This window comes from Micromonospora sp. NPDC048909 (genome assembly GCF_040649635.1).
Taxonomy (GTDB): domain Bacteria; phylum Actinomycetota; class Actinomycetes; order Mycobacteriales; family Micromonosporaceae; genus Micromonospora.
This window is the reverse complement of record NZ_JBEZFU010000002.1, coordinates 418,152-434,206: the sequence shown is the minus strand read 5'-3', so window position 1 is coordinate 434,206 and position 16,055 is coordinate 418,152. Positions and strand designations below refer to the sequence as shown.

15 protein-coding genes are annotated in these 16,055 nt (G+C 76.7%); 9 read left to right on the top strand and 6 right to left on the bottom strand.

The genetic code is table 11. From position 1 onward, the window contains the following. Positions 1-34 precede the first annotated feature (34 nt). The 3 genes from AB0C04_RS08200 to AB0C04_RS08190 all read right to left on the bottom strand — a co-directional run bounded on the left by AB0C04_RS08200 (position 35) and on the right by AB0C04_RS08190 (position 3,055). The gene (locus AB0C04_RS08200) at positions 35-1,759 is read right to left on the bottom strand and encodes a DNA polymerase Y family protein (RefSeq protein WP_357050160.1); all 1,725 of its coding nucleotides are present in this window, start codon (positions 1,757-1,759) and stop codon (positions 35-37) included. Then, a complete protein-coding gene (locus AB0C04_RS08195; protein ID WP_357050157.1) occupies positions 1,756-2,544 on the bottom strand; it encodes a hypothetical protein in 789 nt (262 codons plus the stop codon). Before AB0C04_RS08195 ends, AB0C04_RS08200 begins: the two co-directional genes overlap by 4 nt. Positions 2,545-2,605: 61 nt before the next feature. Beyond that, on the bottom strand, positions 2,606-3,055 hold the full coding sequence (locus tag AB0C04_RS08190) for an SAV_6107 family HEPN domain-containing protein (protein ID WP_350872367.1): 450 nt from the start codon (positions 3,053-3,055) through the stop codon (positions 2,606-2,608). A 469-nt stretch (positions 3,056-3,524) separates the two neighbouring features. Here AB0C04_RS08190 and AB0C04_RS08185 point away from each other — a divergent pair, with 469 nt between their 5' ends. The 6 genes from AB0C04_RS08185 to crtI are packed head-to-tail and all read left to right on the top strand — an operon-like array spanning position 3,525 to position 8,768. Beyond that, a complete protein-coding gene (locus AB0C04_RS08185) occupies positions 3,525-4,013 on the top strand; it encodes a YbaK/EbsC family protein (protein ID WP_357050153.1) in 489 nt (162 codons plus the stop codon). After that, complete coding sequence (locus AB0C04_RS08180) at positions 4,010-4,759, top strand: monooxygenase (protein WP_357050150.1); 750 nt, start codon at positions 4,010-4,012, stop codon at positions 4,757-4,759. The genes AB0C04_RS08185 and AB0C04_RS08180 overlap by 4 nt, the downstream gene beginning before the upstream one ends. After that, positions 4,756-5,307 carry a GNAT family N-acetyltransferase gene (locus tag AB0C04_RS08175; RefSeq protein WP_357050147.1) on the top strand — a complete coding sequence of 184 codons (552 nt, stop codon included), beginning with the start codon at positions 4,756-4,758 and terminating at the stop codon, positions 5,305-5,307. The genes AB0C04_RS08180 and AB0C04_RS08175 overlap by 4 nt, the downstream gene beginning before the upstream one ends. Further along, complete coding sequence (locus tag AB0C04_RS08170) at positions 5,304-6,152, top strand: carotenoid biosynthesis protein (protein ID WP_357050144.1); 849 nt, start codon at positions 5,304-5,306, stop codon at positions 6,150-6,152. The genes AB0C04_RS08175 and AB0C04_RS08170 overlap by 4 nt, the downstream gene beginning before the upstream one ends. Further along, positions 6,149-7,276 (top strand): glycosyltransferase, encoded by a 1,128-nt coding sequence (locus AB0C04_RS08165; RefSeq protein ID WP_357050141.1) that lies wholly within the window; start codon positions 6,149-6,151, stop codon positions 7,274-7,276. Before AB0C04_RS08170 ends, AB0C04_RS08165 begins: the two co-directional genes overlap by 4 nt. Before the next feature lie 10 nt (positions 7,277-7,286). After that, positions 7,287-8,768, top strand: a complete 1,482-nt coding sequence (crtI, locus tag AB0C04_RS08160) for a phytoene desaturase family protein (protein WP_357050138.1) — start codon at positions 7,287-7,289, stop codon at positions 8,766-8,768. 49 nt (positions 8,769-8,817) lie between these two features. On the opposite strand, the gene AB0C04_RS08155 is transcribed toward crtI, so the two are convergent. Together AB0C04_RS08155 and metF are read right to left on the bottom strand one after the other, a co-directional pair. Beyond that, the gene (locus tag AB0C04_RS08155) at positions 8,818-9,507 is read right to left on the bottom strand and encodes a CDP-alcohol phosphatidyltransferase family protein (protein WP_350872353.1); all 690 of its coding nucleotides are present in this window, start codon (positions 9,505-9,507) and stop codon (positions 8,818-8,820) included. A 44-nt stretch (positions 9,508-9,551) separates the two neighbouring features. Beyond that, a complete protein-coding gene (metF, locus tag AB0C04_RS08150; RefSeq protein ID WP_357050134.1) occupies positions 9,552-10,469 on the bottom strand; it encodes a methylenetetrahydrofolate reductase [NAD(P)H] in 918 nt (305 codons plus the stop codon). A gap of 260 nt (positions 10,470-10,729) precedes the next feature. Between metF and AB0C04_RS08145 the strand changes: the two genes are divergently transcribed. Further along, positions 10,730-12,190: a transcriptional regulator gene (locus AB0C04_RS08145; RefSeq protein ID WP_357050131.1), complete on the top strand. Its 1,461-nt coding sequence runs from the start codon at positions 10,730-10,732 to the stop codon at positions 12,188-12,190. Further along, entirely contained in the window at positions 12,187-13,269 is a 1,083-nt protein-coding gene (locus AB0C04_RS08140) for a polyprenyl synthetase family protein (RefSeq protein ID WP_357050128.1), read from the top strand. The genes AB0C04_RS08145 and AB0C04_RS08140 overlap by 4 nt, the downstream gene beginning before the upstream one ends. Before the next feature lie 143 nt (positions 13,270-13,412). On the opposite strand, the gene AB0C04_RS08135 is transcribed toward AB0C04_RS08140, so the two are convergent. Continuing rightward, complete coding sequence (locus AB0C04_RS08135; protein WP_350872345.1) at positions 13,413-13,802, bottom strand: Rv2175c family DNA-binding protein; 390 nt, start codon at positions 13,800-13,802, stop codon at positions 13,413-13,415. 269 nt (positions 13,803-14,071) lie between these two features. On the opposite strand from AB0C04_RS08135, the gene pknB reads away from it, so the two are divergent. Next, positions 14,072-16,054, top strand: a complete 1,983-nt coding sequence (pknB, locus tag AB0C04_RS08130; protein ID WP_357050124.1) for a Stk1 family PASTA domain-containing Ser/Thr kinase — start codon at positions 14,072-14,074, stop codon at positions 16,052-16,054. Position 16,055 lies beyond the last annotated feature (1 nt).

Here is a 16,055-nt window from a genome sequence, read left to right as displayed (position 1 = left end):
GGCGGTCACCCCTGCGGCCGCTACCGCCCGACGCTCAGTCATAGATCGCCTCCACCAGCCACTGCCCGGCCTCGACCGCGAGCAGCAGGGCGGCGCCGTCGGCGAGGCTGACCTGGAACCGGGCCCGGCGCCGGGCCTCGGCCGGCGCCCACCAGCGCTCGTCGACCGGCCACGGCCCGGCCCAGCCGACGATCTCGACCGGCGACGCCGTGCCCACGGTGATCCGGGCCGGCGCGGCGCTCACCGCCAGGCGCGCGCTGACCACGACCGGCTCGCCGGCGGCGTCGTGCACGGTGGCGGCCAGCGGACTGGGCAGCACCACGGCCGGCGCGGGCGGCGGAAGCCGACCGGGCCAGGGCGGGCTGGCACCGGTACGACCGGCCCGCCCGACGCCGGCTCCGGCACCACCGCCGGCCCCGGCACCACCGCCCGCTCGGACACCACCGCCCGCTCGGGCACCACCGCCCGCTCGGGCACCACCGCCGGCCCCGGTGCCGGCGGCCGGCTCGCCGGGCAGCGGCGGCGGACCGGGGCGGGCCGGCAGCCGCTCGTCGCCCCACGGCACCAGGTGCACCTGGTCGGCCGGGGACCGGCCGCCGCCGAGCACCGCGGTGAGCACCGCCTCCGGGCCGAGGATGCCCTGCACCCGGCTCAGCGCCCGGTGCGCCCGCTCCCGCTCCTCGCCCGTCTCCCCCCACAGACCGGACTGCAGACCGGCCTGGGCGATCACCCCGTCGGGGACCAGCCGCAGCCGGATGATGCCGGCCGTCGGCCGGGTCGGGCCGGCCCCGCCGCGCCCGCTGCTGCCGGTGAGCCAGCCGTCGAGCTGCCAGCGGACCCGGTCGGCGATGGCCGCGGCGGTGAGCAGACCGTCGTGACGCCAGACCCGGTGCAGCTCCTGGCCGTGCGCGGTGACCGCCTCGATGCCGAGCCGGGTGCAGGCCAGCCCGTGCCCGGCGAGCCGGTCGTGCAGCTGTTCGGCCAACGCCCGGGCGGCGAACGCCGCCGCGTCGACCCGGTCGATCGGCTCGTCGTGCTCGGCGGTCACCGTCAGGTCGGCCGGGGGTTGGCGGACGGCGAGCGGTCGGTCGTCGCGCCCGGCGGCCAGCCGGTGGGCCAGCGCGCCGTCGAACCCGAACCGGGCCAGCACGTCGCCGGCGGGCAGCGCGGCGAAGCCGCCGAGGGTGCGCACCCCGAGCCGACGCAGCAGGTCGGCCAGGGCCGGCCGGCCGAGCGCCTCGACCGGCAGCTCGGCCAGGAACGCCGGGGTGCCGCCGGTCGGGACGATCCGCCCGCCGCGGGCGGCCAGCCCGGCGGCGAAGACGCCGTCGGCGATCCCGACCTGGCTCTCCACCCCGCAGGTCTGGGCGACGTGCTCGATGATCCGCTCGGCCGCCGCCTCCTCACCGCCGAGGTAGCGGCTCGGCCCCCGGGCGGTCAGCGCGCACGCGCCCGGTCGGACCACCTCCACCCCGGCGACCAGTTCCTCCACCGCGGCGACCACCGGTTCGAACGCGCGGGCGTCCCGCCCGGGGTCGTACTCGACGACGGTGAGTTGGGGGCAGCGGCCCTGCGCCTCCCGTTTGCGCAGGCCCCGCCGCACCCCCTCGGCCCGAGCCTGCTCGGAGCAGGCCACCACCCGGTTGGCGTGCAGCACCGCGACCGGGCCGGTGGCCGGCACCCCGTCGACGATCTCGGCGGCGAGCACCGGCCAGTCCGGGCACCAGAGCAGCAGGGTGCGCAGCGGTGCGTCGGTCACGCCGGATCGACCAGGGTGAGCGCGCCACGGTGGGAGTCGTCGGCGAGGGCGCGCCCGGGCGAGGCCACCGGGCGGAGCCGGCCGGCGGCGACCGGGCGACCGGCGGCGGGCGTCACGGTACGGGGAATCACCCGGGTCAGCTCCGCGCCGGGCAGCCAGACCTTGATCTCCTTGGGCCGGGCGGCCGCCCCCCGCCCGCGCGCCGAGACGGTGAGTTCCCGGCGGCGCAGCCGGCCCCGGCCCGACCCGAGCCCTTCCCAGACCCCCCGGACCACCTGCAACGTCACGTCCGCGCCGTCCCACCGCCCGTACGGGACGAGCACGCTGCCGCGCTGCCGGGCCCGGGCGGCCAGCCGGTTGGCGACCGAGGCGGAGACCGCCGCCGGCACCGCGGTGACCACGACGTCCACCCCGTCGATCAGCGCGGCGATGACGGTGGCCCACTCGGGCCCGGGGTTCGGCACCAGGGCGAGCCGGTCCAGGGCGATCCCGAGCTCGGCGGCGGCGCCCGCCCCGAACGTCGGCACCCCCACCACGGCGCACCACGAGCCGGCCCGGGACGCCTCGGCGAGCAGCGCCAGCACCAGCGAGGTGCCGCCGCTGCGCCGTGGGTGGCCGGTGGCGACCGCGATCGTGCTGCCCCGGCGCAGCCCCCGGTTGGGCAGCAGCCCGGTCAACTCGGGGGCCACCGGCAGCGTCCGGTGGCCGCCCGCCGGATCAGGCGCGCTCGCTGGACGGACCAGATCGGCCAGCGCGGCGGAACCGACCACCATTCGGCCCGCCATCGGACCAACCCCCCGTCGTGTTGCTGATGGATCAGGTGTTGCTGCGGGAACGGATCCCGGGTCAGGCGGCGAGGCCGTCGAGCGCCGGCTGGTGGACCACGCCGAGCGCGGTCTCCACCACCGAGACGAACTGCTCGGCCGCGCGGAGCAGGTCGTCGGCCTCCCGGGCGCTGACCACCCGGGGTATGCCGGCCTCGGCGGCGGCCCGTTTGCCGGCCCCAGCGGCGAAGAAGCGGGCCCACTCGTCGAGCTCGGGGGCGACGGTGGAGAGCAGCACCCAGACGCTGGTGATCCGGTTGCGCCGGGTGGGGGCGGGCCGGGCCCGGGCGGCGAGCAGGGCCGCGGCCGCACGCAGGGCGGCCAGGTGGGCGGCCGCGTAGCGGAGACCGTCGGGACGGGTCTGGCCGGCCTCGGCCAGCCCGTGCCGGGCCACCGCGAGGAGCTGGGCGGGGGTGCGGTGCGGCAGCACGTGCGCCGGCACCGTCGGTGGCTGAGCCGCGTTGGTCGGCATGGGACTGTCTCCTCCACTGGCCGAGGCGGCCGGCCGGCGGCGGACGGAATCCGCCGGCGGGACGCCGGGTCGAGTGGTGCGGAGGAAGACGCACCGGTGTGGGGGCCGGCCGGGTGTGGATGCTTCCCCACACCACACCCGGCCGGCGTACCGGCGGGTTCGTCGCCCGCCGCCCGGGGGTCGTGGGCGGCGGGCGACGCTCCTGCCTGATGGGGCTCGGGCTCGCGACTGCCCGGAACCCCGGTGCGGCCCGCGGAGCCGCACCGCCCGGAGCCGCGCCGCGAAACACCGCTACCGGGGTGGGTTGGAACGAACGTTCGAGGCAATCGAACACTCGTTCTAACTACTGCTGACAGTACACCTCCCCACCGACGAAAATGCAACGTGTGACGCGCCGGGCCCTCACCGGCGACGGGACACGGCGTGGCCCGACCCACCCGCGGCGGAGCGAACCGGGGAGAATGGCGGCATGCAGCCACACCCGAACGTACGGGCGGTGCAGGACGCGCTGGCCGGCGCGGACGCGCGCGACGGCTCCGGCGCGCCCGCCGCCGTCCGCCTGCTGCCCGAGGCGGTGCACACCGCCGCGGCCGCCGCCGACGCGCTCGGCGTCCAGGTCGGCCAGATCGCCAACTCGCTCATCTTCGACGCCGACGACGCGCCGCTGCTCGTGCTCACCTCCGGCGCGCACCGGGTGGACGTGGCCGGGCTGGCCGCGTCGGTCGGGGTCAGCCGGCTGCGCCGGGCCACCCCGGAGTTCGTCCGGACGCACACCGGCCAGCCGATCGGCGGGGTTGCCCCGCTCGGGCACCCGCGGCCGCTGCGCACCCTGGTGGACACCGCGCTCGCCGCGTACCACGAGGTCTGGGCGGCCGGCGGCGTGCCCCGGGCGGTCTTCCCGAGCACCTACATCGAACTGCTGCGGATCACCGCCGGCACCCCGACCGAGGTGGCGTGACCGAGCGGGCCGTGGAGCACGCCGTTCCGGACCTGGTCACCCTGCACGTGTGGCGGACCGCACCGGCGGCGCTGCCCCGGGCGCTGACCCGGATGGCGCTCGACCCGCGCCGGCTGCGCGCCACCCCGGGCGTACGGTTCGGCAAACTGCTCGGCACCGGGACCGGGACCGGCTTCGGACCGGGCGACGCCGACCTGACCCGGTGGGCCGCGCTGACCGTCTGGGACTCCCCCACCGCGGCCGCCGGCTTCGACGACACGCCGGTCGGCCGGGCCTGGGCCCGGATCGCCCGCGCCGCCGTCCGGGTCGACCTGCGCCCGCTGACCAGCCGGGGTGAGTGGTCCCGTCGCCGGCCGTTCGGTGAGCCGGCCGGCGGCCGGGTCGCCGGGCCGGTGCTCGCGCTGACCCGGGCCCGGCTGCGGGCCCGCCGGGCGGCCACGTTCTGGCGGGCGGTCCCGCCGGTGGCCGCGGCCCTGCACACCGCGCCGGGGCTGCTGGCCCGCTTCGGCGTGGGCGAGGCGCCGCTGGGCTGGCAGGGCACCGTGAGCGTGTGGCGGGACCCGGCGGACCTGGTGGCGTTCGCGTACCGTCACCCGGAGCATCGCGCGGCGATCACCCGGACCCCCACCGAGGGCTGGTACGCCGAGGAGCTCTTCGCGCGCTTCGAGGTGCGTGGCGTGGTCGGTGACCGCGCGGTGCTGGGCTGGGTCGACGAGGACGTGGACGACAGAGGTGGGTGGGCATGAGGTTGGTGCGGTGGACCCCGGACGATCTCGTCCGACGGCTGGACGACGTGGTGGCCGTCTACGGCGAGGCGATGGGCTACCGGGCCGACCTGCTGGAGGCCCGGCGCGGCTACATCGCCACCCACGTACGCCGACCCGGGTTCCGCGCCGTCGCCAGCCTGACCAGTGAGGGCCGCCTCGCCGGGTTCGGCTACGGCTACCTCGGCGCCGCCGGGCAGTGGTGGCACGACCAGGTGCTGCGGGCGCTGGACCCGCCGGCCCGGCAGCGCTGGCTGACCGAGTGCTTCGAGGTGGTCGAGCTGCACGTCCGGCCGCCGGCGCAGGGGCACGGCCTGGGCGCCGGGCAGCTGCGCGCGCTGCTCACCATGGCCGAGGGGAGCACCACCCTGCTCTCCACCCCGGAGGCCGACGAGCAGACGTCACGGGCCTGGCGGCTGTACCGCCGGTTCGGCTTCAGCGACGTGCTGCGCGACTTCCACTTCCCCGGCGACGAGCGGCCGTTCGGCGTGCTCGGCCGGGATCTGCCGCTCGACCATCCGGCGGCATGAGCCGGCGGCTGCCCTGGGCGCTGCTGGCCGTCCTGGTGCTCGCCCAGATCTGCTATCCGCTGACCGACGGGCCGGCCCGGGCCCGGCTGACCGTGGCCACCGTCGTCCTCGGCTACCTGCTCTCGGTCGGCCACGCCCTGCTCAGCCGGGGGCCGCGCGGCGCGGCGGCGCTGGTCGCGGTGGCCACCGGCGGCGGGTTCGCCATCGAGGCGGTCGGGGTGGCCACCGGGGTGCCGTTCGGCAGCTACGACTACTCCGGCGAGCTGGGGCCGAAGCTTGCCGGCGTACCCCTGATCATCCCGCTGGCCTGGACCTGGATGGCCTGGCCGGCCTGGCTGGCCGCGGTACGGCTGACCGCGCCGGGCGGCACCGGCGCGCCGGCCCGGGGCCGGCTGGTGGTGCGGCGGGTGGCGCTGGCCGCGGTGGGGTTGGCCGCCTGGGACCTCTTCCTCGACCCGCAGATGGTGGCCGAGGGCTACTGGCGCTGGCGGGACGCCACCGAAGCCCTGCCCGGGCTGCCCGGCGTCCCGGTCAGCAACTACCTGGGCTGGCTGCTCTTCGCGGTGCTGCTGATGAGCGCGCTGCGCCCGCTGGCCGGACCGGCCGTGGCGGTCACCGACGGCCGGGACGCCCCGATGCTCGCGCTCTACCTCTGGACGTACGGCTCCAGCGTGCTGGCCCACGCGGTCTTCCTGGACCTGCCCGCGTCGGCGCTGTGGGGGGCGGCCGGGATGGGGGTGACCGCGGTGCCGCTGGCGGTGGTGCTGCTGCGCGCCCTCCGGCACCGCGACGATCGGCGGGAGCCGCGCCGGGCGCAGCGCTCCGGCGTCGACGCGACGACATGACCCCGCTGCTCGCGCTCGCCCTCGGTGTCGCGGCGTTGACCGCGCACACCGTGCTCAACGCCGCCCGCTGGCTGCGCCGGCCGGCCGCGCCGGTGGCCGAGGTGACCGAGCCGGTGGCGGTGCTGCTGCCGCTGCGGGACGAGGCCGAACGGGTGGGCCCCTGCCTGCGGGCGCTGCTCGACCAGCGGGGGGTGCCCGGGCTGCGCGTCGTGGTGCTCGACGACGGCTCCACCGACGGCACCGCCGAGGTGGTGCGGGCGATCGCCGGCGACGACCCGCGGGTCACCCTGCTCATCGGGACGGCCCCGCCGCCGGGTTGGCTGGGCAAGCCGTACGCCTGCTGGCAGCTCGCCACCCGGGCCGACCCGGCGGCCACCGCGCTGGTCTTCGTCGACGCCGACGTGGTGCTCGCCCCGCACGCGGTGGCGGCGGCGGTCACCGAACTGCGCGCGGCGGGCGTGACGCTGCTGTCGCCGTACCCCCGGATCGTGGCGGCCACGGCGGCCGACCGGCTGGTCCAGCCGCTGTTGCAGTGGCTGTGGCTGACCTTCCTGCCGCTGCGGGCGATGGAGCGCTCGCCCCGACCGTCGCTGGCCGCCGCCGGCGGGCAGTTCCTGGTGCTGGACCGGGCCGGCTACCTGCGGGCGGGCGGGCACGCCGCGGTCGCCGAGAAGATCCTGGAGGACGTCGAGCTGGCCCGGGCGGTCAAGCGGGCCGGCGGCCGGATCGCGCTCGTCGACGGCTCGCGGCTGGCCGTCTGCCGGATGTACGACACCTGGCCGCAGCTGCGTGACGGCTACTCGAAGTCGCTCTGGGCCACGTTCGGGCATCCGGGCGCGGCGGCGGCCGTGCTGGCGCTGCTGCTCCTGCTCTACACCGCCCCGCCGCTGCTGGCGCTGGGCACGCTCGTCGCCGGACATCCGGTGGCGGCGGTGGTGGCCGCGGTGGCCTACCTGCTCGGGGTAGCCGGGCGGGTGGTCACCGCCCGGGCCACCGGCGGCCGGTGGTGGCCCGACGCGCTGGCACACCCCGTGTCGGTCGTGGTCCTCGGTTGGCTGACTCTGCGGTCGTACCATCTGCGCAGGCGGCGGCAACTGTCCTGGCGGGGCCGCCCGGTCAGCTAGGAGGCGTCGGATGGCGCGGATCGTGGTCGTCGGCGCCGGGGTGGGTGGGCTGGCCACCGCCGCCCGGCTGGCCGCAACCGGGCACGAGGTGACCGTCTTCGAGCGGGCCGAGACGGTCGGCGGCAAACTGGGCCGGTACGTGCACGACACCCCGGCCGGGTCGTTCCACTTCGACACCGGGCCGAGCCTGCTGACCCTTCCCGAGGTCTTCACCGACCTGTTCGAGGCGACCGGGGCGAAGCTCGACGAGTACCTCGACCTGGCTCCGCTGGACCCGGTCGTCCGGCACGTCTTCCCGGACTCCTCGACCCTGGACTCCTGCGCCGACCCGGCCGAGTTCGCCGCCCGGATCGGCGCCGCCCTCGGCGACCGGGCGGCGGCGGACTGGCAGCGGCTGTGGCGCCGCGCCGAGCGGGTCTGGGCGGCCTCCTCCCGGCACGTGCTGCGCCGCCCGGTGGACTCGCCCCGCGACCTCGCCGCGCTGGCCTGGCGGCTGGGCGACCTGGCCGCCATCGGGCCGGGCCGGACGCTGCGCGGTCTGGGTCGCCGGCATCTCACCGATCCGCGGCTGCGGATGCTGCTCGACCGGTACGCCACCTACACCGGCGCCGATCCGCGCCGGGCCCCGGCCGCGCTGGTCGCCGTGCCCTACGCCGAGCTGGCCTTCGGCGGCTGGTACCTGCGCGGCGGCCTGGGCACGCTCGCCGACGCGCTGCTGTCGCGCTGTCTGGACCTCGGCGTGGTCGTGCAGACCGGCGCCACGGTGACCCGGATCGACGCCGCGGGCGGCCGGGTGCACGGGGTACGCCTCGACGGCGTCGCCGCGCCGGTCCCCGCCGACGTGGTGGTGGCCAACTGCGACGCGCTCACCCTCTACCGCGACCTGCTGCCCAACCCGGGCCGGCTGGCCGGGCTGACCGACCGCAGCCTGGCCGGTTTCGTGCTGCTGCTCGGGGTGAGCGGTTCCTCCGGGCTGGCCCACCACACCGTGCTGTTCCCCGGCGACTACGACGCCGAGTTCGACGCGATCTTCGGCGACCCGGGCCGGGGCGTCCGGGCCCGGCCGGCGCCCGACCCGACGGTCTTCGTCACCGTCGCCGACGACCCGATGGTCCGGCCGGCCGGACACGAGGCGTGGTTCGTGCTGGTCAACGCGCCCCGGCACGGCACCGCGGCGGGTGCGGTCGACTGGCGCCGGCCCGGGCTCGCCGAGGCGTACGCCGACCGGATCCTGGACGTGCTCGCCGCGCGCGGCGTGGACGTGCGCGACCGGGTGCTGTTCCGGGAGATCCGTACCCCGGCCGACCTGGGGGCGGCGACCGGCGCGCCGGGCGGGACGATCTACGGCACCGCGGGTGGCCTGCTCCGGCCCGCCAACCGCGGCCCGGTGCACGGGCTGTGGCTGGTCGGCGGCTCCGGTCACCCGGGCGGCGGCCTGCCGATGGTCACCCTCTCCGCCCAGATCGTCGCCACCGCGATCGGCCCGGCCTGAACCTGGGGCGTGGGCGGCTCGTCGCCGGACCGGCCCGGACGGGTCGGGCTCAGCCGGCTTCGAGCAGGGCCCGGCGGACGGCGGACGTCAACTGGCCCAGACCGAAGCCGGCGAGCAGCACCCAGACCGCGGTCGCCATGGTGATCGTGCCGGCCGTCAGGTCGGGTTGGATCAGCCCGGCCAGCCCCGCCACCAGCAGCCCGCCGACGGCCACCGAGACCCGGGTCGGGCGCTCCCCCACGGTCACCGCCCCGATCTCCCGCATTCCGGCGGAGACCGCCCGGGCCCGCACGTACTCGTGCAGCCAGGAGAGCGCCCCACCGGCGACCACCAACGCACCGGGCGCGCCGATCAGCCAGAACGCGACCAGCCAGGCGACCTCACCGAGCCGGTCGGCCACCGAGTCGTAGACGTAGCCGAGCCGGGTGGTCCGGCCGGTGGCCACCGCCACCGCGCCGTCGACACTGTCCGCGACCCCGGCCAGCAGCACGAACAACGCGCCGAGGAACGGTCCGTCCCCCGGCCGTACGGCGAAGACCGGCACGCAGACGCAGAGCAGCACGCCGACCACCGTCACCGCGGTCGGGCCGACCCGCAGCCGACCCAGCACGTACCCGACGTGGTAGGCGAAGCGCAGCCAGGCGCGCACCACCGGCGCGGCCGACCGGGGGTCGAAGCCGCCGTGCAGCCGCGCCCACGCCGTGGCGTACTCGTCCCACTTCAGGTTTGTGCCCACCACGGATCAACCGTCGCGGCGGTGATCAGGTGTCGCGGTGCGCGCGTTCACGCCCGCGCGTCCACCCGGAGGTTCTGCCAGACCTCGCGGGTGGCGGTGGAGCGGTTGAGGGTGATGAAGTGGATCCCCGGCACACCCTCGTCGAGCAGCCGGCGGCACATCTCGCTGGCCTGCTCGATGCCGAGCCGGCGCACCGCCTCCGGATCGTCGGCGACCTTCTCGAACCGCTCGGCCAGCGCGGTCGGGAAGGGCGCCCCGGAGAGCTGGACCGACCGCTCGATCGTGCCCAGCTGGGTCACCGGCATCACGCCCGCGAGGATCGGGGTGTCGCAGCCGGCGGCGGCCACCCGGTCCCGCAGCCGCAGGTAGTCGTCGGCGTCGAAGAACATCTGCGTGATCGCGAACTCGGCGCCGGCCCGGCACTTGCGGACGAAGTGCTCGGTGTCGCTGACCACGTCCGGGGAGCGCGGGTGCTTGTAGGGGAAGGCGGCCACGCCGACGCTGAAGTCACCGGCGTCGCGCACCAGCCGGACCAGCTCCTCGGCGTAGAGCACCCCCTCGGGGTGGCGGACCCACTCGCCGCCCGGGTTGCCCGGCGGGTCGCCGCGCACCACCAGCACGTTGCGCACCCCGACCCCGGCCAGCCGGCCGATCACGTGCCGCAGCTCGGCGACCGAGTGGTCGACCGCGGTCAGGTGGGCCATCGGCAGCAGGGTGGTCTCGGTGGCGATCCGCTCGGTGACCGCGACGGTGGTGTCCCGGGTCGACCCGCCCGCGCCGTACGTGATCGAGACGAACGACGGCCGCAGCGACTCCAGCTCCCGGATCGCCTGCCAGAGCAGGCGCTCGCCCTGCGCCGTCTTGGGCGGGAAGAACTCGAAGGAGAAGGTCGGCTGCCGCTCACGGATCAGCTCCCCGATCGCCGGCTGCGGGTTGGGGAGGACCGAGGGAAGACCGAGCGCCACGCTCCGACTCTAGCGGGAGCGGGCCCCCGTACCCACGATCTTCCCACCCGATGACGGCCGGACGGGACGCCGCCGGGCGGCGGGTCGGGCCGGGCGGCGCGGGAAAGCGTCGTACCCCCGGGATATCCAGATGGCAGCGCGGGTGGAGCCGGCCGGGTCGGCCGGCTCCCGGGGGCACGCGCGGGGGTCGCCGCCAGTGGTGGCGCGGCCGGTCCGGTGGGCCGGCCCGCGGCGCCGCGCCGACCCCGTCGGGAGGGATCATGACGCCGACCCCGCACGCCGGCCCGCTGCTGCTCGGGCCGCTGCTCACCCAGCTCCGGCTGGCTCGCGGGTGGAGCCAGCAGCGCACCGCCGCCGAGCTCTGCGCCGCCGCCGGCGTGCCGACGCTGAGCCGGCACGAGATCTCCCGGTGGGAGCGGCAGGTCCGGGTGCCCGGCGACTTCTGGCTGCGCTGGCTCGCCGTCGTCCTCGCCGCGCCGGTCGCGCTGTTGACCGACGCCGCGGCCCGGGCCCGACGCCTCGCCCGGCCGCCGGTCGGGCCCGCCGCGGGCGCCCGGTCCCGCGCGGCGCTGCTTGCCCTGGCACAGCGTTGGCTGGCCGATCCGCGGGCTGCCCTGCTGGTCCCCGCGCCCGGCCGGCTCACCGCCTCCGACGCACCGGGCGTCGGGTCCGGCCGGCATCCCGGGTGGCCGTCGGTCGGGGCGGCACCGCCCGGTGGCCCGTCCCCGCGTTCCCGCCCGGGCCCGGCACCCGGCGTCGACCTGGCCGGGCTGCGCCGGCTGGACGACCTCGCCGGCGGCGTCGACCTCGCCCCGTTCGGCGCCGACCGGCTCCGCCGGGTGGTCCGGGCCCTGCCCCGGTCCGGGCCGGCCGGGCGCCGCCGGTTGCTGCCGGTGCTCGCCGAGTCGGCCCAGCTCGCCGGCTGGCTCGCCGCCGACGCCGGCGATCTGGCCGGTGGGCTGGACGCCTACCGGCTCGGGCTGCGCGCCGCGGCCGCCGCCGGGGATCCGGCCCTCGCCGGGCACCTGCTCGGCTCGGCCAGTCACCTGCTGGCCGGGGCCGGCGATCCGCAGGGCGCGCTGCTGCTGGCCCGCACCGGCTACGCGGGCAGCCGGCGGTGGGCCAGCCCGGGGCTGCGTGCCCTGCTGCTGCACCGGGTGGCGCTGGCCGCCGCGCTCGGCGGGCAGCCGGACGCCGCCCGGCAGGCCCTCGGTGCGGCGGATCGGGTCGCCGGGGCGCCCGAGCCGGAGCGGGAGCCGCCGTGGCTCTACTGGCTCGACGGCCCGGAGCTGGCGGCGATGACCGGTCGGGCCCTGGTCGCCCTGGGCCGACCCCGACGGGCCGAGGCGCTGCTCGACGCGGCCCGGGAGCCGGGGCGCCCGCGCCGGGCGGCGATCTACGGCGGCTGGCTGGCCCGGGGCTATCTCCAGCTCGGCGAGGTCGAGCTGGCCTGCGACGTGGCCGGCGTGGCGCTGCTCGACGCGGTACGCGCCGGGTCACCCCGGGCGGTGACCCAACTGACCGAGGTACGTCGCCGGCTGGCCGCCCACCGGCGGGCGCCCGCGGTCCGCCGGCACTCGGCCCTGGTCACGGCGGCCCGCCCCTACCTGCCCCGTCCGGCGCCCCCGGCGAAGACGGGTCGGGGACCACCGGGCCGCGCGGCACAGCCGATACTGGCGGGTATCCGAGCGCCGACCGGACCGGCTAGCGTTCTGGCGTGACCGACGCTGCTCCCGTCTCCCCGATCGACCGTGCCGGCCTCCGCCAGCGGATCGACAAGGCCCTCACCGAGTTCCTGGCCAATCAGCGGATCTGGATGGCCGGTGTCGACGACGCGCTGACACCGGTGGCGGAAGCGATCGAGACCTTCGTGCTGGGCGGCGGCAAGCGCCTGCGGCCGGCCTTCGCCTACTGGGGCTACCGGGGCGCCGGCGGGGTGGACAGCGACCAGGTGCTGGCCGCCCTGGCCGCTCTGGAGTTCGTGCAGGCCAGCGCCCTGATCCACGACGACCTGATGGACCGCTCGGACACCCGGCGCGGGGAGCCCGCCGTGCACCGACGGTTCGCTGCCCGGCACCGCAGGTCCGGCTGGGGCGGCGACCCCGACGGGTTCGGCGACGCCGCCGCGATCCTGCTCGGTGATCTCTGCCTGGTCTGGTCCGACGAGCTGCTGCACTCCGCCGGGCTGGACCCGCGCACGGTGGCCCGGGCCCGGCCGGTCTTCGACGAGATGCGCACCGAGGTCACCGTCGGCCAGTACCTGGACGTCCTCACCCAGGTGACCCGGGACACGTCGGTGGAGCGGGCCGGCAAGGTCGCCCGCTACAAGTCGGCGAAGTACACGGTCGAGCGGCCGCTGCTGCTCGGCGCCGCGCTGGCCGACGCGCCGGCGGAGGTCCAGGCGGCCTACTCGGCGTACGGGCTGCCGCTGGGCGAGGCGTTCCAGCTCCGTGACGACGTGCTCGGCGTCTTCGGCGACCCGACCCAGACCGGCAAGCCGGCCGGCGACGACCTGCGCGAGGGCAAGCGCACCTTCCTGGTGGCGGCGGCCCTGGAGACGACCGACGACGCCGGCCGTGAGCTGCTGATGGCCGGGATCGGCGATCCGGGCCTGGACGAGCGGCGGGTCGCCCGGCTGCGCGAGCTGATCACCACGAGCGGCGCGCTGGCCCGGACGGAGCAGCGGATCGCCACGCTGACCGAGACCGCGCTGGCCGCGCTGGCCACCGTCGACCTCGACACCGAGGCCCGCCAGGCCCTGGTCGACCTGGCCATCGCCGCCACCCGCCGCACCGACTGAGCCACCCCGGCCGCCCTCTCTCACCCCGGCCTCCCCCGGCCGGCCTGTCGATCAAGAAGTTGTTGTCACGACACGCCGGTGCCGGTGCCGGTGACAACAACTCCATGATCAACGTCGGCCCGGCGGGTGGGGGTGGGGGTGGGTCAGAAGCCGAGGGCCTGGGCGCGGCGCTTGACCTCGCGGGCCTGGTCGCCGCCGAGCGCGGCGGCGGCGGTGCCGGAGAGGCTGTCGTCCGGCTCGTACAGCCAGCGCAGCGCGGCCTCGTCGTCGTAGCCGGCGTCGGCGAGCAGGTTGAGCACGCCGGGCAGATGCTTGAGCACGGTGTGGTTGGCCACCAGCTCCGCCGGCACCCGGCGGATGCCGTCCCGGCGGACCGCCAGGAGTTCGCGGTCGCGGATCATCTGGTGCACCTTGCTGATCGACACGTCGAGGCGCTCGGCGACGTCCGGCAGGGTGAGCCAGCCGGCCGCGTCGGCGGGTCCGGCGAGGTCGGGGCCGGCTGCGGCCTGGTCGGCGGGTACGGGTTCGGTCACCCGATCACCCTGCCACGCCGCCGCCGTGCCGGGCCAACGGCACCCCGCAGGAGGCGTCCGGCAGACGCCGGTCGGGGGTGGAGCGCCCGCCCGCCGGCGGATTCCTGCCGCCGATCCGGCGCGGGCCGGCCGCCGACGTATCGACGGGGTGTCGGTGCAGGTCAGAGCGTTCTCCGGCGAGCGGCGAGCGCGCCGGGACCCACCCGGTCGGGCCCCGGCTGTAGCATCCTGTTCAACCTTCACCCTCTGGACACATAGACTCCCTGCCGATGGACACACAGGTCGCCGACACGTTGCTGGGCTCGCTGATCGACGGGCGCTACCGCATCCGCGGTCGCGTGGCCCGTGGCGGCATGGCGACCGTGTACACCGCCACCGACGAGCGCCTCGAGCGCACCGTGGCGGTCAAGATCATTCACCCGACCCAGGCCTCCGAGGCCCGGTCGCACATCGCCGGCTTCGTCGCGCGGTTCACCGACGAGGCGAAGACGATCGCCCGGCTGACCCACCCCAACGTGGTCGCCGTCTACGACCAGGGCACCCACGGCGGCCTGCCCTACCTGGTCATGGAGTACGTCCGCGGCCGCACCCTGCGCGACGTCCTCGCCGAGCGGCGCCGGCTCAACCCGGACGAGGCGCTGGCCATCTTCGAGCAGATGCTCGCCGCGATCGCCGCCGCACACCGGTCCGGGGTGGTGCACCGCGACGTCAAGCCGGAGAACGTGCTGGTCGCCGAGGCGCCCACCGGCGGCGTGGCCAACCTGGTCGACAGCGTGGTCAAGGTCGCCGACTTCGGCCTGGCCCGGGCGGTCGAGGCCAGCGCCGAGGAGGACGGCAACCAGCTCATGGCGACGGTGGCCTACGTCGCACCCGAGCTGGTCACCGAGGGCCGGGCCGACGCGCGTACCGACGTCTACTCGGCCGGCATCGTGCTCTTCGAGATGCTCACCGGTCGGGTGCCCTACGACGGCGACCGCCCGATCGACATCGCCTGGCAGCACGTCGACCGGGACGTGCCGGCCCCGTCGACCCTGGTCCCCGCCCTGCCGCCGGTCCTGGACGAGCTCGTCGCCCGGGCCACCCGGCGCGACCCCGCAGCCCGGCCCGCCGACGCCGGAGCGCTGCTCACCGAGGTCCAGGTGGCCCGCGATCAGCTGGGCAACCAGAACAGCCACACCGCCGTGCTGCGCCGGGTTCCCGACGAGCAGCCGCTGTCACAGCCGACCATGGTGGTCGCGGCCGTCCGTCCGGCCGAGCGGCCGAACTGGGCCCGGCTGCCCGAGGGCGGCCAGCGGGCCGGCCGACGGCGGGCCACCTCGTCGCCCGGCGAGGGCGACCTCTGGTCCCGGCTCGGCGAGCTGCGCGCCCGGGTGATGAGCGACCGTCGCGGCCGGCTGGCGGTGGCCGCCGTCGTGGTGGTCCTCGGCCTGGTCGCCGCTGTCGGGGGCTGGTGGTTCGGGGCGGGTCGCTACACGGACGCCCCCCAGCTGGTCAGCCTGACCAAGGCCGAGGCGGAGGCGCAGGCCGCCCGCGCCGGGATCACCCTCGCCTACGCCGACCCGCAGTACGACGAGAAGGCCCCGAAGGACAGCGTCCTGCTCCAGGACCCGGCGTCGGCCGCCCGGATCGTCAAGGGCAGCACGATCACTCTGACTCTCTCGCTCGGCCCGGAGCGCTTCCCGGTGCCGGACGTGGTGGGCAAGGAGTTCGAGCTGGCCGAGGCAGATCTGCTCAACGCGAAGCTGGTGGTGGCCAAGGGCACCGCCCGCTACGACGACAGCCTGCCGGCCGGAGTGGTGATCGACACCAACCCGAAGGTGGGTGCCGAGGTCAAGCCGGGCGCCAAGGTGACGGTCATCCTCAGCAAGGGCAGGGCCCCGATCAGCGTGCCGAACCTGGTCGGCAAGAGCCTCACCGACGCCCGGACCGCCCTCACCCAGCTCGGCCTGGTCGTGGTGGAGAACTACAAGGACTCGGACAAGCCGAAGGACGAGATTCTCGGGCAGAGCCCAGCCGATGGCACCGGCGTGGAGAAGGGCACCCAGGTCAAGCTGGAGGTCAGCAAGGGCCCGCCGCTGGTGGTCGTACCCCGGGTGATCGACCTGCCGTGCCCGCAGGCCAAGCAGGTGCTGGAGAGCCAGGGCTTCCCGGTGGCGATCCAGTTCAACCCGAACGCGGTCGTCCGGTTCCAGAACCCGGGCGAGAACTCGCAGGTGCCGCCCGGCACCCAGGTGACGATCGGATGCTTCTGAC